Source organism: Sphingomonas sp. (assembly GCF_031380695.1).
Lineage (GTDB): Bacteria > Pseudomonadota > Alphaproteobacteria > Sphingomonadales > Sphingomonadaceae > Sphingomicrobium.
The window spans coordinates 1-21380 of the sequence record NZ_JANMWY010000149.1 but is presented as its reverse complement, the minus strand read 5'-3'; the positions used below and the strand labels follow the sequence as shown (position 1 = coordinate 21380).

22 protein-coding genes and 1 tRNA gene are annotated in these 21380 nt (G+C 63.0%); 7 read left to right on the top strand and 16 right to left on the bottom strand.

Annotated elements, in window-relative coordinates; translation table 11 throughout:
* Positions 1-171 precede the first annotated feature (171 nt).
* Positions 172-639: a hypothetical protein gene (locus tag RMN84_RS05725; protein WP_309611235.1), complete on the bottom strand. Its 468-nt coding sequence runs from the start codon at positions 637-639 to the stop codon at positions 172-174.
* Between the two features lie 90 nt (positions 640-729).
* Entirely contained in the window at positions 730-1482 is a 753-nt protein-coding gene (locus RMN84_RS05720; RefSeq protein ID WP_309611234.1) for a YaaA family protein, read from the bottom strand.
* Between the two features lie 189 nt (positions 1483-1671).
* On the opposite strand from RMN84_RS05720, the gene RMN84_RS05715 reads away from it, so the two are divergent.
* Entirely contained in the window at positions 1672-2970 is a 1299-nt protein-coding gene (locus tag RMN84_RS05715; protein ID WP_309611233.1) for a hypothetical protein, read from the top strand.
* Positions 2971-3441: 471 nt separating this feature from the next.
* Here the strand turns inward: RMN84_RS05715 and RMN84_RS05710 are convergent, their stop codons facing one another.
* A complete protein-coding gene (locus RMN84_RS05710) occupies positions 3442-3774 on the bottom strand; it encodes a hypothetical protein (protein ID WP_309611232.1) in 333 nt (110 codons plus the stop codon).
* On the opposite strand from RMN84_RS05710, the gene RMN84_RS12300 reads away from it, so the two are divergent.
* A complete protein-coding gene (locus RMN84_RS12300) occupies positions 3773-4807 on the top strand; it encodes a histidine kinase dimerization/phospho-acceptor domain-containing protein (protein WP_405051444.1) in 1035 nt (344 codons plus the stop codon). The genes RMN84_RS05710 and RMN84_RS12300 overlap by 2 nt on opposite strands.
* Here RMN84_RS12300 and RMN84_RS05700 read toward each other — a convergent pair.
* Positions 4767-4838, bottom strand: a tRNA-Ile gene (locus RMN84_RS05700). The two genes, RMN84_RS12300 and RMN84_RS05700, sit on opposite strands and share 41 nt — an antisense overlap.
* A gap of 450 nt (positions 4839-5288) precedes the next feature.
* The gene (locus RMN84_RS05695) at positions 5289-6347 is read right to left on the bottom strand and encodes an alcohol dehydrogenase (RefSeq protein WP_309611230.1); all 1059 of its coding nucleotides are present in this window, start codon (positions 6345-6347) and stop codon (positions 5289-5291) included.
* A gap of 179 nt (positions 6348-6526) precedes the next feature.
* Between RMN84_RS05695 and RMN84_RS05690 the strand changes: the two genes are divergently transcribed.
* Positions 6527-7435, top strand: coding sequence for an alpha/beta hydrolase (locus tag RMN84_RS05690; RefSeq protein WP_309611229.1), 909 nt, complete (start codon positions 6527-6529; stop codon positions 7433-7435).
* A gap of 35 nt (positions 7436-7470) precedes the next feature.
* Here RMN84_RS05690 and RMN84_RS05685 read toward each other — a convergent pair whose 3' ends face one another.
* From RMN84_RS05685 to RMN84_RS05655, 7 genes are all read right to left on the bottom strand, one after another.
* Positions 7471-8598, bottom strand: a complete 1128-nt coding sequence (locus RMN84_RS05685; protein WP_309611228.1) for an acyl-CoA dehydrogenase family protein — start codon at positions 8596-8598, stop codon at positions 7471-7473.
* Between the two features lie 41 nt (positions 8599-8639).
* Entirely contained in the window at positions 8640-9671 is a 1032-nt protein-coding gene (locus tag RMN84_RS05680) for an acyl-CoA dehydrogenase family protein (protein WP_309611227.1), read from the bottom strand.
* Between the two features lie 29 nt (positions 9672-9700).
* Positions 9701-10117, bottom strand: a complete 417-nt coding sequence (locus tag RMN84_RS05675) for a Zn-ribbon domain-containing OB-fold protein (RefSeq protein ID WP_309611226.1) — start codon at positions 10115-10117, stop codon at positions 9701-9703.
* 1 nt (position 10118) lies between these two features.
* Positions 10119-11285, bottom strand: coding sequence for an acetyl-CoA acetyltransferase (locus RMN84_RS05670; RefSeq protein ID WP_309611225.1), 1167 nt, complete (start codon positions 11283-11285; stop codon positions 10119-10121).
* Positions 11278-11685: a MaoC family dehydratase gene (locus RMN84_RS05665; protein ID WP_309611224.1), complete on the bottom strand. Its 408-nt coding sequence runs from the start codon at positions 11683-11685 to the stop codon at positions 11278-11280. The genes RMN84_RS05670 and RMN84_RS05665 overlap by 8 nt, the downstream gene beginning before the upstream one ends.
* Complete coding sequence (locus RMN84_RS05660; protein WP_309611223.1) at positions 11682-12098, bottom strand: MaoC family dehydratase; 417 nt, start codon at positions 12096-12098, stop codon at positions 11682-11684. Before RMN84_RS05660 ends, RMN84_RS05665 begins: the two co-directional genes overlap by 4 nt.
* Before the next feature lie 73 nt (positions 12099-12171).
* Positions 12172-12450: a hypothetical protein gene (locus RMN84_RS05655; RefSeq protein ID WP_309611222.1), complete on the bottom strand. Its 279-nt coding sequence runs from the start codon at positions 12448-12450 to the stop codon at positions 12172-12174.
* A 277-nt stretch (positions 12451-12727) separates the two neighbouring features.
* Between RMN84_RS05655 and RMN84_RS05650 the strand changes: the two genes are divergently transcribed.
* From RMN84_RS05650 to RMN84_RS05640, 3 genes are all read left to right on the top strand, one after another.
* Entirely contained in the window at positions 12728-13888 is a 1161-nt protein-coding gene (locus tag RMN84_RS05650) for an acyl-CoA dehydrogenase family protein (RefSeq protein ID WP_309611221.1), read from the top strand.
* Between the two features lie 12 nt (positions 13889-13900).
* Positions 13901-14710 carry an enoyl-CoA hydratase-related protein gene (locus RMN84_RS05645; RefSeq protein WP_309611220.1) on the top strand — a complete coding sequence of 270 codons (810 nt, stop codon included), beginning with the start codon at positions 13901-13903 and terminating at the stop codon, positions 14708-14710.
* A 79-nt stretch (positions 14711-14789) separates the two neighbouring features.
* On the top strand, positions 14790-15941 hold the full coding sequence (locus RMN84_RS05640) for an NADH:flavin oxidoreductase (RefSeq protein WP_309611219.1): 1152 nt from the start codon (positions 14790-14792) through the stop codon (positions 15939-15941).
* Between the two features lie 1404 nt (positions 15942-17345).
* On the opposite strand, the gene RMN84_RS12295 is transcribed toward RMN84_RS05640, so the two are convergent.
* From RMN84_RS12295 to RMN84_RS05630, 3 genes are all read right to left on the bottom strand, one after another.
* Entirely contained in the window at positions 17346-17477 is a 132-nt protein-coding gene (locus RMN84_RS12295; RefSeq protein WP_405051443.1) for a fumarylacetoacetate hydrolase family protein, read from the bottom strand.
* A gap of 26 nt (positions 17478-17503) precedes the next feature.
* Positions 17504-19039 carry an AMP-binding protein gene (locus RMN84_RS05635; RefSeq protein ID WP_309611218.1) on the bottom strand — a complete coding sequence of 512 codons (1536 nt, stop codon included), beginning with the start codon at positions 19037-19039 and terminating at the stop codon, positions 17504-17506.
* A gap of 98 nt (positions 19040-19137) precedes the next feature.
* Entirely contained in the window at positions 19138-19347 is a 210-nt protein-coding gene (locus RMN84_RS05630; RefSeq protein ID WP_309611217.1) for a Dabb family protein, read from the bottom strand.
* Between the two features lie 144 nt (positions 19348-19491).
* Between RMN84_RS05630 and RMN84_RS05625 the strand changes: the two genes are divergently transcribed.
* On the top strand, positions 19492-19989 hold the full coding sequence (locus RMN84_RS05625; RefSeq protein ID WP_309611216.1) for a cell wall hydrolase: 498 nt from the start codon (positions 19492-19494) through the stop codon (positions 19987-19989).
* 61 nt (positions 19990-20050) lie between these two features.
* On the opposite strand, the gene RMN84_RS05620 is transcribed toward RMN84_RS05625, so the two are convergent.
* Positions 20051-21380, bottom strand: a 1330-nt coding sequence (locus tag RMN84_RS05620) for an alpha/beta fold hydrolase (protein WP_309611215.1), incomplete at its 5' end; no start/stop codon positions are given.

Below are 21380 nucleotides of genomic sequence, written 5' to 3'. Positions count from 1 at the left end.
CTGGTGTCTGCGACCGGCGGGGTCGTGGCCAAAATCTGTGGTCCTGATGCTGGGAAAACCAACGGAATCGGCGAGCGCCTAACCGTGTGTTGACCCTAGGCGATCAGGCAGGGAAGCGCCACCCCCGCGCGCGAATACGCACGGGCGTGGGGGTGGCGAAACTGGCGGGCGTTACTTCACCCACCAGGTCCATTCATTGTCGTCGATGACGCCATTGCCGTTGCGATCGATCGCGACCCAGCTCTTGTCGCCGAAGAAGTCGTCGGCGGTGACATAGCCGGTGTTGTCGGGGTCGAACGCGCTGTAATAATTCGTCGCGTAATCGCTCTTGTAATAAGCCGGGCCATAGAAGCCGTTGCTGGCGTAGCAGCGCTCGAACTCGGCGCGACTGATGCGGCCGTCACGGTCACTGTCCCAGCCGCTGTAGGCACCGGCGCGATAGGCGTCCCACTCGGCCTTGCTGATGTGGCCATTGCCGTCGCGATCCATCAGCCCATAGGTGCCACAGACACTGCCTTCCGCACTGGCCATCTTGAGCCCGGCATTGGCCTCGGCGCGGGTCGCGGGAGGGTTCATGGTCGTGCAAGCCCCAATCAGGGCGGTGGTGGCGGCAAGCGCCGCAAGTGCAGATGTGCGCATTTTATGCTCTCCTCAAACGGCCCCACCGCTTTAGTCGACCCATTGGCAACGGGCCGGCGGTGCAGCAGTTCCGATCGTTGCGGAGGCGTTTCAGTCGCGCACGAACAGGGGAATGGCGGGCGTCGATCCGGCGGTGTCGAAGCGCCAGCCGTCGCGATCGAAGGTCTGGATTCCCGCCGCATCGGCGATCCGCCCGTCGCAGGCGAACCGTGCCAGCGCGCCGCGCGCGACCTTGGCGGTGAAGCTCTGGAACTGAAGACCGTTGGCGGTTGCAACGCGGAAATCGGGGGCGATGACGCGGACTTTCTTCGGCATGAACGGTCCAACTACCGCAAAATACTCGCGACTGGCGAGGTTGAGGAGGGTGCCGGAGCCGTCATCGGCGAGGTCGGCGAGCAAGGCGCGGGCGACTTTCCGGCCCCAGTGATCAACGAGCTTCTCGCCCTTCGGCGCCCAGCGCGTGCCCATTTCCAGCCGGTAGGGCCGTACCGCGTCGAGCGGACGGACCATCCCGTACAGGCCCGACAGGATGCGCAGATGGTCCTGAGCGAAGTCGATCACCTCCGGCTCGGCCGACGCCGCATCGAATCCGCGATAGACATCGCCGGCGAACAGGCGGATCGCGGGACGCGGCGCGGCCTTGGCGAACCCCTTGAACCGCGCCGCGTTCAATTGCGCCAGCTTGGGCGAAATGTGCATGAGTTCGGCCAGCTTCGGCGCGCCGAGCCTGGCGGCGGCCCGGGCCAGCCGCGCGGCGTCGGCGGCGAAGCGCGGTTCGCTCGGCTGATCGGGGAACGGGCTGGCCAGGTCGAGCGTCTTGGCGGGGGAGAGGAGGATGAGCATGTCGGCCCGGCTAGACAATCTTCCGGAGGCCGTCAAAGCGATCGGTCAAGCCACTGGTTCAAAGGCCATTCAGGCGGGCCCGACGAAGGCCCTCCGCGGACGGCATGGACTTTTCGCCTGCGGGCAATAGGTCTATGGCGCGATATCATCGAACATCGTCCGCCCAAGATGCGACAACAGGAGACCAGGATGAACTTTAATGCCCGCGCCGTTAGTACGGCATCAGCCCTGACAATTGCCGCTGCACTGGCATATCCGTCGGCCGCGCTCGCGCAATATGGCGCCAGCGCGTCGGCTCCATCGACAGCTGCGCCGAGCCGCGATCAAAGCAAGTCGACCACCGCCGGGAAGGGTTCGCAGCGCCAGCTCAAGCTGTCGGAAAAGGCACAGCCCGCAATCCTCGCGCTGCAGACCGCCGTCAAGGCGAAGAACGCTGCTGCAATCCCGGGGCTTGCAACCGCTGCGCAGGCAGTGGCCAAGACGCCCGACGACCGCTACGCGATTGGGACAATGCTGCTGCAGGCGGCGATCGATGCCGATGACGCGGTCGGTCTGACGGCCGCTGCCGACCTGATGTCGGCCAATGGCGCACCGTCGTCGGAAACGACGAAAATCTATCTCTTCGCGGCGCAGAAATTGATGGCCGGCAAGCAACTTGTTCCAGCGACGCAAGCACTGGATCATGTTGTCGCGGCTGAGCCTGGCAATATCGACGCGCTGGTGCTGCGTTCTGAGCTACTCTTCCAGCAGCAGAAGGTGGCGGAGAGCGTGATCAGCCTGTCGCAGGCGATCGACAAGACCCGCGCCGCCGGCACGCCCGTGCCCGAAGCCTGGCTTCAGGCCCGCGTTGCGCGCGCTTATGAAATCAAGAGCCCGGCGGTGTACGCCTATTCCCGTGAGTGGGTCGCGGCGTCGCCGACGCCGGGGCATTGGCGCGATGCGATCAATATCTATCGCAACAACAGCGGACTGGAGCGCTCGGCCTTGATGGACATGTTCCGTCTGGCCCGGGCGACGAAGTCGCTTTCGGGCGAGGGCGATTATGTCGGCTGGGCGCAGACTCTGATCAACCGCGGTTATCCGTCTGAGGCGTTGGTGCTGCTGCAGGAAGGTGCCGCCGGCGGAACGATCAAGATGACCATGCCGTCGGTCGCGCAGCTGGCGACGTTGGCCAAGACGAAGTCGGCCGGCGAGCAGGCGTTGCTGGTCACGGCAGGCAAGACGGCGCTGGGGGCGCCGACCGCCCGCCCGGCAATGCTTGCTGCAGACGGCTTCTTCGACGGGGGCGACTATGCCCAGGCGGCGACGCTCTATCGCGCGGCGCTGGGCAAGCCCGGTGTCGACAAGGACCTTGCCAATCTGCGCCTTGGCATGGCGCTGGCGATGTCGGGCGACAAGGCAGGTGCGACCGCCTCGCTTCAGGCCGCCGGCGGCCTCCACTCGGAGATCGCCAAATATTGGCTGACCTATGTCGCCGGGCGCGCCTGAGCGGCAAGGCGATTAACACTAACAAGGGGCGTCGGCGCGGAGCCGGCGCCCCTTTTTCGCGTCCCATCGGGGACTTGCCCTCACTGTGCCAAAGCGGGATGGTTAACGGACTGGCCCTGTCGCGAAATTAACGACCCCCGCATGGCTGGCGCGCACGCATCCGGCATGAGGGCAAATTGCGCACGTGACGTTCGACGACCGCCTGGCCACTGTCTTGTCACTCGACGCGTCGCACCCGCATGACCGCGCGGTGCGCTGGCGCCAATTGGTCGATCTTGTGTCGCGCGCCGGCCCGGACGAGCAAAGCGGGAACCTGACCACCGCGCTGGCCGCGATCCACGCGGGGCAAAAAGATGTCCCGGTCGAGCTGCGGGCCGCAGCGGCCCGAGCAGTCGCAGGACGGATACTTCCCCCGGCACTCCTTCGACTGTTCGTGGCCGACACGATCGACGTCGCCGCGCCGCTGTTGAGTCAGGCGCCAGAACCCGCCGTGCGCGCGGCCGCATCGCCCGATGTCGCGCGCTTCCTCGATGCGCTGTATCCGCCACCGGGACGAAGCGGAGCGACCGCTTCGGCAACTCGCGAAGCCGGATCGCCGCCGGACGCCGCGCCGCTGCCGACGCTGCCGCCGCTCCACGACAGCGTGCCGAGCATCGGCGAGGTCGTCGCGCGGATCGAGCAGTTGCGGACGGCCCGCGCAGCGCGCGACGAGACTGGCAACGAGGTGACGCTTGTCGAACCGCCAGCGTTGCCCTTGCCTGCTCCGCAATCCCCGCCGACACCCGCCGCGCCAGCGCCGGTCATGGTCGACCGACCTGCGTCGGCTGCACCGGACTCGCCCGCGCTGTTCCGCTGGGAATGCGGCCCGGGGGGCGAGATCGACTGGGTTGAAGGCATCTCGCGCGGGCCGATGATCGGCCGCTCGATCGCCCGTGCCGATGGCTCAGAGGGGGTCGATCGCGCCGCCGAGCGCGCCTTCGCCCGGCGCGCACCCTTCCGCGACGCGGCGCTCGCGCTGCCCGACATCGGCACTGCCGGGGGGCGCTGGCTGATCAGTGGGGTGCCGGCGTTCGCTCGCGATGACGGCCGGTTCGCCGGGTATCGCGGCATCGCCCGCCGCGTCGAGGCGCTGAGCCCGTCGACCATCGCCGCCCCGCGCGCCCCGATCGACCCGGCGACGCTGCGCGAGCTGGTCCATGAGATCAAGACGCCGCTGAACGCCATCATCGGTTTCGCCGAGATCATCGACGGCCAATATCTTGGGCCGGCGCAGAGCGGATACCGGCGGCGCGCGGCCGAGATTGTCGACCAGGCGCAGCTGCTGCTGGCCGCGATTCACGACCTCGACCTTGCCGCGCGGTTGCGCGGTGGCGGGGACGGGGCGGTCGAAGACAGCGATGCATCGGTGGTGCTCGGCGTGGTCGCGGAGCGGATTCGCGCGCGGGCTAGCGAAACGCAGGTGACGGTCGCGGTCGATGTTCCGCAAGGGCTGGGTGCGTTGACGTTCGAGGCGCCACTCGCCGACCGGCTGGCCGAGCGGTTCGCGGGGGCGGTGCTGGCGGCAGCAGCGGCGGGGGAGACGCTGCTGCTGTCGGCCCGGCGTGAGGGCGGGCAAGTCGCGTTGCGCATGACCCGGCCGCGCGCGCTGGAAGGAGAAGGGGCGGAGCGACAGGATGCCGACGCGCTGTTTGCCGACGAGCAGGCCGGCCTGTCGCTTCGCCTCGCCGCCGGGCTGGCGCAGCTCGTCGGCTGCCGCATCGAGGTCGAACCGCGCGACCTGGTGCTGAGGATGCCGGTGGGCCCGGAGGGATTCGAACCCCCAACCAAGCCGTTATGAGCGGCCGGCTCTACCGTTGAGCTACAGGCCCTGCCCCGGATGAGGGAGCGATAGCGGGCGGGGCGGCACGCGCCAAGGGGCAGTTCAGCCTTCGCTCAGGTACGCCGATGATGGTCGCGATGACAGGATTCGACCGTGCGATCCTCTGCTCCTAAAACACTTAGCGTGAAGCTCTTGTGCATCCATAAGCTAGCATGGGCGTCGAGATCACGCGCATAAATTATTGTTTTCAATCTCTTTTATGCTTAACATTATAGATAAGATAACGCCGAAATACGAGTGCCTCGGATACACGAGGAAGCAAACATGGGCGCGTCCAGGCTAAGGCCTCTCACCGTCAAAGAGGTTGAAAAGCTGACGGCGGTGAAACTTACTGCGATTAATCATCGCTCATTAACCCCCAACATGCGTTTGATACTGTCTTGTATGACTGATTGAAGCTGGGGAGGCGTTGCCGCAGTACACAGAACGGGGCCGCGTGTTAGCGTGGTCGCGGGGCAACGCCATCGTCGCCAATGACCATCACCATCCGGCCGATAACCTTTCCGCCGCGCAGGTCGCCGAGTGCCTGGTTGACATCGTCGAGCGCGCACGGCGTCACTGGAATGTTCGGCATCAGGCCGCGTTTGGCGAGTGCGACGACCTCGCGCAGTTCGGCGAGTCCGCCGACATAGCTCCCCTGAAGCGTGGCCGCTTTCGCCGGCATCAAGGGTAAGGGCAGTTTCAACTCGCCGCCGAACAAACCGACCAGAATGAGCTTGCCGCCCTTGGACAGGGCATCGAATGCAAACTCGGCGGTCGCGCTGGCGTTTACCGTGTCGATGATCGAAAGGACCCTGCCCCCGCAGGCTTCGCTGATTTTCGCGACCGTCGACGCGCAGTTGCCATCTGCGAGCACGACGCGCGACGCCCCTTGCGCCAGCGCGGCGTCGAGCTTCGCCTGGCCGGAGTCGACCGCGCAGATCCACTCATGCCCGAGCGCGCGCAGCAAGGAGATTGCGTTGAGGCCAAGTCCGCCTGCGCCGATCACGACGATCACGTCTTCCGGATCGAGCGGCATCAACTTCCGGATCGCTCCGAACACGGTCACGCCCGAGCAGGCGTAAGTGGCCGCGACCGCCGGGTCGAGCCCATCGATATCGAGAAGATATTTGGGATCGGACACAAGGACATGCGTGCTATATCCGCCGTCGCTGGCGAGACCCATCGGGCGGGTAGACAAGCACAGATTCTGTTCATCGGCGCGGCATCGCGGGCATTCTCCGCAGCCGATCCATGGGAATACGAGCCTCGTGTCGCCGACGGTCAGATCCTCGCTGTCGGCCTCCGGACCCCATGAAACGATCTTGCCGACGACTTCATGGCCGGGGATCAGCGGCAGCTTCAGGCCGCGTTTCGCAAGATCGAGACTGCCCCTGCTGCCAAGGTCGTAGCTTCCCTCGATCACGTGAAGGTCGGAGTGACAAATGCCGCTATGCGTGACGGCGACGAGGACCTCGCGCTTGACCGGCACGGGCGTCGGACGGGAGAGTTTCTCCAACGGCCTTCCATGCCGCACGATTGCATATGCCTCCACGGAAGACCTCTCCCCGATTTTCTCTTGGCGATGTGCCCGTCGCACGGCTAATTAGGACCAACAAAGGCGCGGGGTCTACCGACATCTTCCGGCAGGGTGACCAAGCAGGAAGCGCTACGCGGCACCTGTCCAGGAGAAAAGCCATGGCAAGTCGCGAGTCCGAAGCGCTGGCAGACCTCTACCGGAGCTGGGCCGGTCGCATGGCCGCGGATCCGGAAATGCCGATCGATCAGTTTCGTGACATGTTCGAAGAGTGGGCGACCGTGACCGCCGAACCCGTCGGAGTTACGTTCGAGGAAACGACGATCGGCGGTTTGCCCGCACTTTGGGCACGACCTTCATCGTATCGGCAGGACAGGTTGCTCCTCTGTTTCCACGGCGGGGGATATGTCACCGGCTCGCGCGCCTCCCATCGAAAAATGTTCGGGCACATCGCGAAGGCGGCCGGCGTTCCTGCCCTCATCGTCGAGTATCGCCTGGCTCCGGAAAACCCCTTCCCGGCAGCGATCGAGGATGCGCTTGCTGCCTATCGGTGGGCCTTGAGTTCCGGTGTGGCCGCCCGGAACATTGCCTTTGTCGGCGACTCTGCCGGGGGCGGCCTGGCGATCGCGAGCACGCTGGCCGCGCGACGCGACGCCTTGCCGGTTCCCGGAGCGATCTTCGTCATGTCTCCCTGGCTTGACCTGGCGGCGACCGGAGCGAGCTACGACGCCAATGCAGAGGTCGATCTTATTGTCAGCCGCGCAATTATCCACAATCTGACGCCGGCCTTGCTCGGCCCGGACGGAAGCATCGATGATCCGATCGCCAACCCGATCCGGGCGGACCCGGCCGGGTTGCCGCCACTCCTGATCCAGGTCGGCAGCGACGAGTCATTCCTCGACGACAGTCGCCATTTCGCAGCCCGCGCGAAACAGGGCGGTGTCGACGTCGAGCTCGATGTCGTTCCGGAAATGCAGCATGTTTTTCAGTTCCTCGGCGGGGTAGCCCCCGAAGCCGACGCCGCCATTCAGCGCGCCGGAGCTTGGCTTGATGCGAAGCTTACGGCATAGCTGTCCTGTCGCGTCTCGACCGACAGACTAGGCAGTCAGACGGGCAGGCCAAGCACTTGCTTGGCAAGGATGTCGCGCTGGATCTCGGAGGTTCCGCCATAGATGGTGGTCTGGAGCGATTGCAGCCAGATCGTCGATGCCTGAACCCCGCCAAGCTCGGCGACGAGGCCTTCCGACCCGGCATAGCCGTCGGCGTAATCGACCATCGTCTGGGCAATTCGCTTGTAGAGCTCCGTCTGATTGATCTTAAGCATCGACACCTCGGCGCCGATCGACTCGCCCCGCTTCATCTGATCGACGAAGCTTGTGTAGAGAGAGACATGGTCCGCCAGATCGATTTGCAGCTTGTCATGGCGTGACCGGAATTCGGAGTCGTCGAACAGGCCGAGGTGGCGGGCCATCGTCTGCAGCCGTGACAGTGCGTAGGCGGACTGGGCGGGCGAGCCGACGAATATCCGCTCAAAGCCGAGGAGGGCTTTGGCCATTGTCCAGCCCTGGTTCAATTGCCCGACGAGCGCGTCCTTGGGCACGCGGACATCATCGAAGAATATTTCGCAGAACTCATCCGTCAAGCCGAGAGTCAGGATCGGCCGAACGGTAATTCCCGGTGAGTCCATCGGTACCAGCAGGAAGCTGATGCCCTGCTGTTTCCTCGCCTCCTTGTCCGTCCGCGCGAGCACGTAAATCCAGTTCGCGTCGTTGCCAAGTGTGGTCCAAGTCTTCTGACCATTAATGACCCACGCATCACCGTCGAGCACGGCCTCGGTGCTGAGGCTGGCCAGGTCCGACCCGGCATTGGGTTCGCTATAGCCTTGTGCCCAGATATGCTCACCGGTCAGAATCCGGGGGAGAAAGAACTGCTGCTGTTCAGGCGTGCCGTACGCCATCAGCAGCGGACCGAGCATGAGCACGCCCTGGTCACTGAACCGCGAGCAGCCGTGCCGTTCCAGCTCGTCGATGAAGACGATGCGCTTTGCGGTGTCGAGGCCCATCCCGCCTTTGTCCCTAGGCCAGCCGGGCGCCAGCCAGCCTTTTCCGGCCAGCCGGTCGTACCAGATCCTGGTATCGCGGCGATGAAGACGCTCAATCGGAAATCGAAGTTCCGGTGGATAATTGGCTTCGATCCAGCTGCGCACTTCTGCCCGGAAATGCTCGTCGTCCATTGCATTGTAATCGGGCTCGACGCTCGTTGCGGAAACTTGGCTCATCTTGATGCAGCCAACCCGCGCTGAAAGCTGGCCGAGAAACGCGACCGGTTGGCGCTGGCCGTTCCGAACTGATGATAGAGGGTCAGGATCTTGCGGCAGAACAAGCCAATGTCATGTTCGTCGGTGATCCCGATCGCACCGTGCATCTGGACCGCTTCGCGAGCGATCAGCATGGCCGTGTCGGATACGCGTGCGATGGCGCGCGAACTGCTCCGGAGCCGGTCGAGGGAGCTGGCGCCTCGTTCGACATCGGTGATCGCTTCGTCCAGCACCGCCCGGCTCAAGACGAGCTGGATTTTCGCTTCGGCGGCGCGATGCTGCAACGCCTGGAACGAGCCGATTGGTCGGCCGAACTGATTGCGGATACCAAGATAATCGAGCGTCAGTCGAAAGGCGCGCTCGGCCGCGCCGACCAGGTATGCGCTATGCGCCAGCGACAAAATTTCGATTGCAGCCGGGAAGTTTCCGCTGACTCGGCTGCAAGGGGCGTCGGTCATCGTCAATGTGCCCGAATATCCGCCGTCTTGCGTTGGCCGCAGGTCGAGATCGACACCAGCCGCGTGTCGCTCGACCAACACCGCATCGCCATCGGTGCTGACCACGAAAGCGTCGGCCGCGGCGGCCGCGGCGACGAGGATTTTTGTGCCGGTGACGGCTCCATCCTTCACCGAGGTTCGCGGCGTGTCATCCAGTCCGGCAATCGTTTCCCGCCAGGCGGGCACGACGATCCGCGTGCCGTCTAGGACATTTTGGCGTACGCTTCCTTCGAGCAGTGGAGCCATCGCAATGACGGACGTGACCGGTTCGGGCACGAGGGCGGCGCCAAGTTCTTCCCCGATCACTGCCAGCCCGCGCGCACCGAGGCCAAGACCGCCCTGTTCTTCGTTGACCAAGAGGGTCAGCCAGCCCAGGTCCGCGACTTGCTGCCAGATGACGGGATCGACTCCGGTCGAATGCCCACGAAGTGCGCGGATACGCTTGAGGTCGCCGGCGGACCCCGTAATCGCACCGACCATGTCCCTGATCATGCGAAGGCTCTCGCCGTGGCCAGTCTCGTTCACGCGGGTTGGTCCAGTCGTGCAAAGAAGGGTAGGGTCAGTTCCCCCTGGCGGATGAAGCGCACGCTGACAGGCTCGCCGATCGAGACGATCGACGGGTCGCCGATGATGCGTGACATCATGCGTGGTCCCTCGACCAGATCGATCAGCGCGACGACGTAGGGAACGTCGTCCGCAAATGCCGGGCCTGCGGGCCGGCGACAGACGGTGAAGCTGTAGATGACACCGCGTCCGCTTGCCTCGATCCAGTCGAGCTGATTGGAATGACAATAAGGGCAAAATTCGCGCGGGTAGAAATGCGCCTTCCCGCAATCTCGGCAGCTTTTGAGGACGAGCCGGTCGGCCTTGAGTGCTTCCCAATAGGGCGCGCTGTCCGGGTCGATCGTCGGCACGGGTTTTGGGATGGTCGTCGCCATGTCAATTTACCGACAGGATGCAGGTGGCGCCGCTGGATAATGTGCCGCCGGTACCGTGCACCAGCACCGTCGAGACGTTTGGGACCTGCCGTTCGGGCTCGACGTCGCCCAGCAATTGACGGACCGCCTCGATCAAGAGGAAAATGCCCAGCATGCCGGGGTGGCAGTAGGACAGTCCGCCGCCCGACGTATTTATCGGGAACTGCCCACCGGGGGCCAGGCGTCCGCCGCGTACGAACTCGCCGCCTTCACCACGGCCACAAAAGCCGAGTGCTTCGAGCGTCATCAGCGTCGTGATGGTGAAACTGTCGTATAGTTGAACGAGGTCGATCGCGTCATGGCCGACCCCCGCCCTCTCCATCGCGCGCTTCGCGGCGATTTGGGCGGGCAGGAGCCACGTCAGTCCGGGAGCAGCCGCAATCGTCCAGTGTGTCGCAGCCTGACCATAGCCGCGAACGGTGACCGGCCTGACACCAAGCGCCTTGGCGTGTGACGCCCGGGTCATCACGACCGCGCCGGCACCGTCGGTCACCAGGCAGCAGTCGAGCACGCCTAACGGGTCACACACCATCGGCGCGCCGAGCACGTCATCAATTGACAGCGGCCCGCGTTGGGTGGCTTGTGGATTGAGCGCCGCCCATTGCCGAGCGGCCACGGCGATCGCGGCCAGGTCTTCGCGGCGGGTGCCATATTCATGCATGTGGCGCATCGCGGCGAGAGCATATCCGCCCGCGGGCGTCGGCAGCCCCCACGGTGTTTCGAACTGGAACGTCAGACTGGCCGGACGTCCGCCGAGGTTCCGCGACCGCTCAGACTTTTGCGCACTGCCATAAAGGATTAGTACCACATCGGTTTGCTTGCACTCGATCGCTATCGCCGCATGCGGGACATGCGCCTCAAAGGCTGCACCACCGAAGTTCGTGCCATCATGGAAGGTCGGCGTGATCCCAAGATATTCCGAAAGAGTGATCGTCGGCAGCATGCCCGCGCCAGGCAATCCCCACAGATTGGCGGTGCACAGGCCGTCGACGTCGGCCAGGGTCAGTCCGGCCTGCGCGAGGGCGGCCCTCGCCACGCGAGCCTGCGCCTGGAGAGGGGTCGCCGGGGTCGCAAACACGCCGTTCGCAAGCGGTTCCTCGGCGACGCCGACGATGACCGCCTCATCCATCGTGGTTCAGGCCCCGAACACCGGCTTCACCGGTAACGGTGAGGCGGTCGCCGGCCCAGCATTCGACCTTGCACAGCGTTGCTTCCGGAGTGACCGACTGGACCTCGGTGCGAACGACCACTTCGTCGCCGGCGAACACCGGCGCAATGAAGGTGACGCGCAAAAAACCGTTCTGTGCCCACGAGTCGCCCGCCCAGCTGCCCATCGCTTCGGAGACGAAGGCGAGGGTCATCATGCCATGCGCGATGATCCGGCCGAATTTGGTCGTCTTGGCAAACTCCGAATCGAGATGGAGCGGGTTCATGTCACCCGAGGCGATGGCGTAGCGCTCGATCAGCGCCTGATCGACGAGGAAATGACGATCGGGCAGCTTGCTTCCCGCGAGCAGGGCGCCCGTCACGCTTCCTGCCCCCATACTTGCGTGATGAGCCCCTTGCAGACGATCGCGCCCAGCAGATTGTGCGTGACCGTCTCGCTCACGACGAATCGTCTGCCATTGCGTTCGTAGAGTTCGCGCACTTCGAGTACGGTCTCCAGCGTATCGCCAATCCTTACGGGACTGAAAAAGTCGAATTGCTGCTTGGCGTGAATTCCGCCGGGGGGACCATTAAGGGCGTTCTGCGCCGGGCGGATGTAAACCGCGGCCATGGTCGGCGGCGCCACGGCAAGATCGACGACCTTGCCGCCCGACTGCGATCCCAGTGCGATCGTCCGATACTCGGCGACCGCTTGTGCAGTCACGTCGAAGCGGGCCGGCTGCGCCGGAAACCGTGCGCCGACAACCAGATCAGCGTATCGTCTGTACTCGCTCATGCCGCCCAGATTACCGGGATCGCCGCAACCGGGATAGCGCTTTCGACCTGCGCAAGATCGGATGGCCCGCTCATCAGAACGGCACCCGAGAAAATAGGTCGGTGGTGACGTCCAGAGGCAGCGATGGCTTGGACGCCGACGGTGCCTGCTCGACCAGAGTCTCGGCGGTCCAGTCCTCGGCACGGCGTGACGATCTGCAGGGCCGGTGCTGCGAGCCCGAGCCCTGGAGAGACGCGCCGACATTGCTGACAAGGGCCTTTGCGCCAGCAGCGGGCATAGATAGGGCGATCTCACGGCCGATGCCGCGCGCGAAGGCGGTGACTAGGGCAACTTTCCCGTCGAGCAGACCCATCCTTTACGTCCTTATTCTGACCCTTCAATCCCACGGTGAGATGAATGATGTCAATGGTTGGACCTTTTGAAAGAAACTGCTTAAGCTAACCGATGAAAGACGTTGTGGATCCTGTGCCAATCGACTGGGTAGAGACTGTGCGATATCGGAAAGATCTCCCGGCATGGGCGACGTCCGCCGCCCGATGAGAACGGTCGTGTCGTCACTTTTTACGCCAACCATCGAGGCGGCACCGGAAGTAACGTGACCGCCTAATTTAATCGAAAGCAGCTTCAAGATGGCCTTCGAATATACTGCCGTCCAAGAGGAAATCCGCGAGGCGGTGCGGCGGCTGTGTGCAGGGTTCGGAGTTGAATACTGGCGCGCGTGCGATGAACGGGGAGACTATCCGGAGGCCTTCGTCGCGGCGATGACCGAAGCCGGATGGCTCGGTGCGCTGATTCCCGAGGAATATGGCGGTTCCGGGCTTGGCGTGCTGGACGGCTGCCTGATCCTTCAGGAAATTAACCGCTCCGGTGGCAATGGGGCGAGCTGCCACGCCCAGATGTATACCATGGCGTCGATTCTCAATCATGGCAGCGTCGAGCAGAAGAAGAAGTATTTGCCACGTATCGCCGACGGTAGCCTCCGGCTGCAGGCATTCGGCGTGACCGAACCCAATGCCGGGTCCAACACGCTTGCCATTACGACCTACGCCAGGCGCACGAACGAGGGCTACGTCATCAACGGGCAGAAAATCTGGACCTCGCGTTTCTTCCAGTCGCATCTGTACCTTTTCGTCGCGCGGACCACTTCGCTTGCCGACGTGAAGCGCAAGACTGACGGCCTGTCCCTGTTCCTGGTGGATATTGCCAAGGCCGGGGACAGCTTACGCGCAACGCCGATCCCGACGATGCTCAATCACCACACCAACGAAGTGTTCATCGACGACCTTCATGTCTCTACCGACGACCTCATCGGCGAGGAAGGCAAGGGCTTCCAGTATCTCGTGGATTCGCTCAACTCGGAGCGCTTGCTGGTGTCCAGCGAGTCGATCGGTGACGGCCAGTGGTTCGTCAGCACGGCGTCGGCTTACGCATCCGAGCGCAACGTTTTCGATCGGCCGATCGGCGCGAACCAGGGAATACAATTCCCGATCGCCCGCGCGCACATGAACATCGTCGCCGCCGAACTGATGCGCAACAGCGCTGCCAATCTTTTGGACAGCGGCAAGCCATGCGCGCAAGAAACGCTGATGACGAAATATCTTGCGACCGAGGCCAGCTGGGAAGCCGCCGAAGCCTGCATGACGACGTTCGGCGGCTATGGCGTGGCAACCGAATATCATGTCGAGAGAAAGTGGAAGGAGGCCCGCCTTTTTCGCACCGCGCCCATCTCGAACAACCTAGTCCTCGCCCAGGTCGCGCAGCACGGTCTTGGCATGCCGCGATCCTATTGAGATATGGTCTCGATGAGCATTAGCGCAAACATCGCAAGCGGTTACGAGACGCTCATTGCCGAGCATGTCACGGACCATGTCGCGCTGGTAACGATGAACCGGCCGGCTACGGCGAACGCGCTCAACAGTGCGATGGGCCTCGAACTGATCGACTATTTCGAAGCGACGGCCATGCAGGCCAATGACGTCCGGTGCATCATTCTCACGGGTGCCGGTAAGGCTTTCTGCGCAGGTGGCGATTTCAAAGAACGCAGCGGTATGAGCGATGCCGCGTGGCGTGACCAGCACCTGATCTTCGAGCGAATGGCGCGGGCTATCCTCGCGTGCCCGGTATCGGTCATCGCCGCCGTCAATGGTGCGGCATTCGGCGGCGGCTGCGAGATCGCCGCATGCTGCGACTTTATCTACGCGTCGTCGACTGCCCGGTTTGCGCTGACCGAAACCAGCCTCGGGATCATTCCCGGAGCTGGCGGTACGCAGACGATTGCACGTGCAGTCGGCGAACGGCGCGCAAAGGAGCTCATTCTCGGCGCCGAGCCGTTCGGCGCGGTGGACGCGGCATCGTGGGGGCTGGTCAACCGCGTCGTGGCACCTGAGGAATTGCGCGAAGCCGCGATCGGTCAGGCAAAGCGGATCGCGGCCAATGCGCCCCTCGCCATCCGCCAGGCCAAGCAGGCGATTTCGAGGGGCCTGCAGATGTCACTCGGTGACGGGCTGGCGTTCGAAATCGAAGCCTACCATCGCCTCATCCCCACCGCCGATCGGCGTGAAGGCGTGCTTGCCTTTAACGCGCGGAGGAGCCCGCACTTCGAAGGCCGATGAGACAGCGGGTGGCCATCCGAAAGGCCGACGTCGCGGGCTCTTCCTGCTCAGGTCGACACTCCACAACAAGGAATGCGCAATGGATTATGCTGAAAGTCTCGATAGACCCGATGCCCAGGTCGCCGTCCTGTTCGAGCCCGTCGCATTTGGATCGCTGAAGCTTCGCAATCGCATCGTCATGGCCCCCATGACCAGGGCATTTTCGCCTGGCGGAGTGCCGGGTCCGAATGTTACCGAATATTATCGCCGCCGGGCGGAAGGCGGCGTGGGTCTGATCATCACCGAGGGGACGTGGGTCGGGCATCCGTCTGCATCGAACGATCCGAACGTCCCGGATTTTTACGGGCAGGACGCGCTTGCAGGCTGGAGCGAGGTTTGTCGGCAGGTCCACGATGCCGGCGCAAAGATCGTGCCGCAGCTGTGGCATGTCGGTGCTGCCGCCAAGAGCGACGTTGCCGAAATCTACGAGGATTGCCAAGCGATCGAGTCGGAACGGCTGGGCCCCTCGGGGCTGGTCAAGGTCGGCGTTCCGGGCGGTCGATCGCTGGAAGCGAGCGAGATCGAAGACATCATCGAAGCCTATGCCAGCGCCGCCGCCAGCGCCCTCGCACTCGGATTCGACGGAGTCGAGATCCACGGCGCTCATGGCTATCTGGTCGATCAGTTTTTCTGGCACGAAACCAATGCGCGGAGCGATGACTTCGGCGGGGATGGCGCGGCAAGAACGCGGTTTGCCGCAGAAATCGTCAAGCGTGTGCGATCACGGACGGCGCCAGACTTTCCGATTATCCTGCGTTTCTCGCAATGGAAGATGCAGGACTATGGTGCCCGGCCGTGGCCCTCGCCAGACCAGCTCGAAGCGTTTCTTCGACCGCTGGTCGATGCCGGGGTTGACATCTTCCACTGTTCGCAGCGGCGGTATTGGGACGCCGAATTTGCTGGCTCGGATCTCAACCTGGCCGGCTGGACCCGCAAGCTTTCGGGCAAACCGACGATCACCGTCGGATCGGTGACACTGAGCGCGGAGATGATCTCCACCTTGATGGAGGGCGAGACTGCGACCCCGCGCTCAATCGTCGATCTGGTCCAGCGAGTGGAGGACAACGAGTTTGACTTGGTCGCAGTCGGCCGCGCGCTCATCACTAATCCCGACTGGCCGAAAACGGTCGCATCCGGCAACGCCGCCCACCTTAATCCGTTTTCTGTCGGCGTATTGGCACAACTGACTTAAGCCCCTTGCCCATCCGTGATTCCTGATGGTGACGTGGAAAAGTTAGATGCGGGAGTTAACCCGCGCCTCGTCCTGACAAGGGCCGACGTTGGAACTCGCGGTCCAAATTTTAAACATGTAGAATCCCGCGGTCCGCCGGGGCACTCGGATACATGGCGGATATACGGCACCAGACCCTCGACCCACGAGCATGCCCGAAGGATACATTTTTCGAGGAGAAAAATGGTCGGGGAGACAGGATTCGAACCTGCGACCCTCTGCTCCCAAAGCGTAAAAATACCAAGAACTACAGTATACATTAGAGAACATATAGAACTTCCACACAGCCGGAAAATATTTCCCTCAATCCCCGCTCATGTTATACAATATAAATTAGATAACAGGACGACAAAAAGGGTTTGCGCTCGAACGAAAGACACTTGTTAAGGGCGGGAGCCCGGTGCAGGTCGTGGTGGGCTTGTATCTGCGCCAACAGGAGATGTCTATCGAGTGTGATTACTGATCTCCGCTGGAGTTATGGTCGGGGCCCTAGTGGTGCCGCGTCCCAATTATATAGCATTGCCGCTTGGCGACCGGTTCGGCCTCGATATTCATCGGAATCGAGTGCCGGACCGCAATTGGGTGCCCGACCCGAGGCCCCACGCGTTGCGCGAGTTGCTCTTGCAAACTTGGAGGCATGACAGTCCCTGACACCAACTGACAATTGCCGTGTCACGGCTGAATGATAGTTCAGGTATCCCGAAGACAGCATCTGAAGGGTGTGTTTGCGCCGCCTGTAAGCCCCCTGACATCATGACAACTTGAAATTCCTTTTGGTCGATGAGAAGGCGGAGGAAGACCCACCCCCCTCCGGTCCTTATTGTTAGGGAAAACCTCTAGGCGGCACACTCGGGTGTCACGGTGTCAGAGCCGGTCGGGCCGCGGAAGCGGACAAAACCGCGCTGCAAGCGGATCGACTTCAGCGGGCGAAAGGCGAGTTTTTACGATCCCGTTCATTTTTGGAACGAACGGAGCGATTTTGCAGAGCGGCATAAACTGAGGTCAATGCTATGCCCAATTGTGAGGGTTAATCCCGCCGCGCCATGGGCAAGTATGTCGGCGATCGGGGCGGCCGAGTTCGTCGATCTCACAGCGCGGCCTGGTGGCTTCTCCACTGTGGCGCGTTTGCTCCGGAGGTGACGGTGGACGCATTATGAGGCCGATTAGGCCCTAATGGATCGAGTCGATCGACAAAATTGCTCAAGTCCAAAGCCATATTCTACGGGCGGCGACAGTTCGCCGAAACGTAGCAGCGGATACAGAGCCGGATACACAGGCGCCGAGAATTTGATTTACGGTCGGCGGACCCTCTGCTCCTTGAGCATTTCCACCACGTTGAGGTCGCGGTGTTGTCCTTGGTCCCGCTCACGTTCGTCTGAGCCGCCGGGGGCGAGCGCCGATAAGCATCGCGATGCTGACGTTGCGCGCGGTGCGACCGATGACGACCGCAAGCTCGGCCTCATAGTCGAGCTTGTCCGAGCATATGGGGTATAGGATCGGGGCCCCGGCGAGGCGGGGAAAGGTTAGGCCGCCGACTTGAAGAACAGATCCTTGTAGAGCGCGCGCAGTTCGGCCTTCTGGATCTTGCCCATCGCGTTTCGCGGAAGCTCGTCGACGATGATCGATGTCTTGGGCCGCTTGAACGCGGCGAGTTCGGACCCGACGAACGCCGCGACATCCTGCGGCGTGATCGCCGAGCCCGCGTCCCGCGCAACCACCGCAACGACTCCTTCGCCGAAGTCGGGGTGCGGCACGCCGATCACCGCGCTTTCCGCGACCCCGTCGATCGCGTCGATCACCATTTCGACTTCCTTGGGATAGACGTTGTAGCCCCCGGTAATGATGAGGTCCTTGGCCCGGCCAACGATGCGGATATAGCCCGCTTCATCCTGGGTCGCGATGTCGCCGCTGATGAAATAGCCGTCGGCGGTGTGGTCCTCGGCGGTTTTGTCGGGATTGCGCCAATAGCCCGCAAACATGTTGGGGCCCTTCATTTCCAGGACGCCTGGCTCGCCGATAGTGGCGGGGACGCCGTTCTCGGCGACGACGCGCACCGAGATGCCGGAGATTGCCGGTCCGACGCTGCCAGCGATGCGGGGGCCGTCGTAGGGGTTCGAGGTGACCATTAGCGCCTCGGTCATGCCATAGCGCTCAAGGATGACATGGCCGGTCCGTTCGGCGAACTCGTCGAAGGTCGCGTCGAGCAGGGGAGCCGATCCGCTGATGAACAGCCGCATCCCGGCACACAGGGTCTTGTCGAATGCGGGCTCGCCGAGCAGCCGGGTGTAGAAGGTCGGGACGCCCATGAACACGGTCGCGCGCGGGATATCACGCAGCACTGCATGATTGTCGAACCGCTCGTGAAACAGAATCGGCGAGGCGTGCAGCAGCGCCAGATGAAGTGCGACGAACAGTCCGTGCGCATGGAAGGTCGGCAGGGCGTGGAGCAGGACGTCATCGTCCTGCCAGCGCCACGCCGTGCCGAGCACGATGACGTTGGACGAGAGATTTCCATGGGTAAGGACCGCACCCTTCGATCGGCCGGTGGTGCCCGAGGTATAGAGGATCGCGGCGGGATCGGTCGAAGTGGCCGCAACCGTCGGGAGCAGGTCGGACGTCTTCGTCCAGGGCGCTGCGGAGAGATCACCGGAAATACTCGCCCGGCTGCCATCAAATGCCACCGTTTCGCCCGGCAGGCCAAGGCTCGCGACCAGCAGGGACGGTTCAGCGTCGGATAGGAAGTAGGCGAGTTCGTTTTCCTGATAGGCTGTGTTGAGCGGGATGAAGACCGTCCCGGCGCGCAGGCAAGCGAGGTAGAGGATGACCGCGACCGGCGACTTGTGCGCCTGGACGACGACGCGGTCGCCCTGCGCGACCCCGGCCGAGCGCAGCCAGGCGGCGGCGCGGCCGCTATGGTCCAGCATCTCGCCATAGGTCAGTAGTGTACCGCCGTCGACGATCAGAAAAGGCCGATCCGCTGACGCCCTCGCGGCGGCTTCGAACAAGGCGAAGACATTGCCATTCCTAGTCTCGGCGGTATTGATGCTGGTCTCGGCCATGATTGTGGAACCTTCGCGAATTAGAACTGGATGATCAGGCGGCTGGCCTGGATTGGGGTGACGAAATTGCGCACTAAGGCCTTGTGCCGCGGATGCGCCTAATAGGCATCCCAACCGGCCTTGTCGGCGAAGGGGGCGACGAGGGCGTGGTCACCGTTGCCATCGCGGAAGGCGAGATCGGGGCCATAGTTCATCGTTTCCATGTAGCGCAGGTCGTCGGCAAGGCTGTCCATCGCTTCGGCCAATGCCTGAACTTGCTGTCGGGAAGCTTCAGCGCGCCACGAAAAGATGACGATGTGGATTACCATGGACGCCTCCTTCGTGAAAATGAGAACCATCTCATAGTGCTGAACGCGTCAATTCGCAGCGGCGGCGAGGACCGGCTCGTCGGACCTCACTGGCATTAAGGAGTGGATGGCAAGGGTAGGATCAATGCGTCCCGCTGGCAGGGCATGGAGGAAGCCCGCGAAGCGAACGCCTCGATACCGTTCGTCGCGGGGCATGGGAATGCCAACACCTTCCGCTTTCATGGATCACCCGCTGCGCGAGAGCAGGCGGTGCAATGCCTCGCGACTGCCGCAGTGTACGAGGCGGGCGATGGTGAGCGCGGCCAGAAGGCGGTCATGCAGGTGGTCCTGAACCGGTTGGCGCGCCCAGGATACCCGAAAACGGTCTGCGGTGTCGTCAACCAGGGCGCCTCCAGGACCACCGGCTGTCAGTTTTCCTTCGCCTGCGACGGATCGCAGGGCCGGCGCCCGGAGCGGGCAGGGTGGTCGACGGCGCGGACTGCCGCGCGGCGGGCCCTCTCCGGCCACGTGTTCGCGCCAGTGGGGGAGGCGACGCACTATCACGTCGACTGGATCGTGCCCTACTGGATCCGTTCACTCGACAAAATTGCGCAGGTCCACAGCCACATCTTCTACCGTCCGCGGCAGCACAACGTGGCCTGAACGTTCGGGCTGTACTGGGTTCTTGAACACGGATCCTACCGTGTCGCTTCGTTCAAAAAAATCACGCCTTGACGCGGACGTACGATCCCGGCGCGGGCTCGATCTGCGGATAGTGGGAGGAACCAACCGCGCGAGCCTTAACCCGCTTGCCATCGCCGCAGGTCACAAGCCAGGCCTGCCACGCTGGCCACCAGCTACCTTTGGTTTCCTGCGCTCCGGTCAGCCACTCTTCGCCTGTTTCCGGCAGCGTGTTGTTGGTCCAATATCCGTGTCTGTTGGCCGCGGGCGGATTGATCACCCCGGCGTTATGTCCCGAGCCGCCCAGTAGGAAGGTTCGTTCTCCACCGTAAAGCTTCGCGCTTTCATAGGTGGCACGCCACGCCGTCACATGGTCGTCCTTCAACGATACCGTCATCGTTGGTGCCACGATCTTCGCCAAAGAGATCGGAACGCCGGCAATCGTCACTCCGCCCGTGTCCTTCAAGGCATTATCTCGCAACAGCCATTTTCCATATTCGAGTAGGAAGGCTTTTGGAATTCGTGAGCCGTCGGCAAACCAAAACAGCAGGTCCGACGCCGGTGCGACTTTGTCGAGCAGGTAATGATTGACCACCGAGGACCAAATCAAATCGTTCGCCCGAACGACGCTGAAGAGCGCTTGGAGCTTGTCGGCGCCAATCACGCCCGCCGCCTCGACATGGCGCTCGAACGCTTCCATTTGGGCGGGCTCGTAAAAGGTCGCCCATTCGCCGGTGTCACTGAACTCGAGGAGCGTGCCGATTGTCGTCAGCGATCCGATCCGATCGCCCTCGCCGATTTCATAGAGATAGGCAGCGGCGATCGCGAGCAGCGTCCCGCCCATGCAAAAGCCGAACACGTCGGCGTCCCTAACGCCCGTCACCTCTTCGATGACCTGCAGCGCCGCGATCGGGCCGAGCTGGGCGTAGTCCCCGATTCCCTTGTTGCCCAACTCCGAGCCTGGGTTAACCCACGCGGTGACGAAAACCGTGTGTCCCTGATCGACGAGCCACTTGATCATGCTCGACTCCGGCTGGAGATCGAGGACGTAATACTTGTTCACGAGGGGAGGGATGTAGAGCAACGGTCGGCGATAAACGGTATCGGTCGCCGGCATATACTGGATCAGTTGCATCAGCTCATTTTGAAAAATGACGCCGCCCGGCGTTGCCGCGATCGACACGCCGATTTCGAAATCATCCTCGGAGCGGCGGCTGACCAGGCCGCTCGGCGAGGCTGCGTCGGCGAGCATGTTCGCCAGGCCCGAGACGAGGCTGATTCCGCCCGTATCGAGAGCCTTGCGGATTGCTTCGGGATTGGTGAAGGCGAAATTGGCGGGCGACAGGGCATTGACCATTTGCTTGGTGTAGAAT

Bases quoted from the DNA above. Each gene is read 5' to 3' on its own strand.
- RMN84_RS05635 (WP_309611218.1), bottom strand. From the start codon at position 19,039: ATGGCCGAGACCAGCATCAATACCGCCGAGACTAGGAATGGCAATGTC.
- RMN84_RS05715 (WP_309611233.1), top strand. From the start codon at position 1,672: ATGAACTTTAATGCCCGCGCCGTTAGTACGGCATCAGCCCTGACAATT.
- RMN84_RS05640 (WP_309611219.1), top strand. From the start codon at position 14,790: ATGGATTATGCTGAAAGTCTCGATAGACCCGATGCCCAGGTCGCCGTC.
- RMN84_RS05675 (WP_309611226.1), bottom strand. From the start codon at position 10,117: ATGGCGACGACCATCCCAAAACCCGTGCCGACGATCGACCCGGACAGC.
- RMN84_RS05690 (WP_309611229.1), top strand. From the start codon at position 6,527: ATGGCAAGTCGCGAGTCCGAAGCGCTGGCAGACCTCTACCGGAGCTGG.
- RMN84_RS05645 (WP_309611220.1), top strand. From the start codon at position 13,901: ATGAGCATTAGCGCAAACATCGCAAGCGGTTACGAGACGCTCATTGCC.
- RMN84_RS05710 (WP_309611232.1), bottom strand. From the start codon at position 3,774: ATGACCGGCGCTGGCGCGGCGGGTGTCGGCGGGGATTGCGGAGCAGGC.
- RMN84_RS05630 (WP_309611217.1), bottom strand. From the start codon at position 19,347: ATGGTAATCCACATCGTCATCTTTTCGTGGCGCGCTGAAGCTTCCCGA.
- RMN84_RS05625 (WP_309611216.1), top strand. From the start codon at position 19,492: ATGGAGGAAGCCCGCGAAGCGAACGCCTCGATACCGTTCGTCGCGGGG.
- RMN84_RS05720 (WP_309611234.1), bottom strand. From the start codon at position 1,482: ATGCTCATCCTCCTCTCCCCCGCCAAGACGCTCGACCTGGCCAGCCCG.
- RMN84_RS05650 (WP_309611221.1), top strand. From the start codon at position 12,728: ATGGCCTTCGAATATACTGCCGTCCAAGAGGAAATCCGCGAGGCGGTG.
- RMN84_RS05670 (WP_309611225.1), bottom strand. From the start codon at position 11,285: ATGGATGAGGCGGTCATCGTCGGCGTCGCCGAGGAACCGCTTGCGAAC.
- RMN84_RS05680 (WP_309611227.1), bottom strand. From the start codon at position 9,671: ATGATCAGGGACATGGTCGGTGCGATTACGGGGTCCGCCGGCGACCTC.
- RMN84_RS05660 (WP_309611223.1), bottom strand. From the start codon at position 12,098: ATGAGCGAGTACAGACGATACGCTGATCTGGTTGTCGGCGCACGGTTT.
- RMN84_RS05655 (WP_309611222.1), bottom strand. From the start codon at position 12,450: ATGGGTCTGCTCGACGGGAAAGTTGCCCTAGTCACCGCCTTCGCGCGC.
- RMN84_RS12300 (WP_405051444.1), top strand. From the start codon at position 3,773: ATGGTCGACCGACCTGCGTCGGCTGCACCGGACTCGCCCGCGCTGTTC.
- RMN84_RS05685 (WP_309611228.1), bottom strand. From the start codon at position 8,598: ATGGACGACGAGCATTTCCGGGCAGAAGTGCGCAGCTGGATCGAAGCC.
- RMN84_RS05725 (WP_309611235.1), bottom strand. From the start codon at position 639: ATGCGCACATCTGCACTTGCGGCGCTTGCCGCCACCACCGCCCTGATT.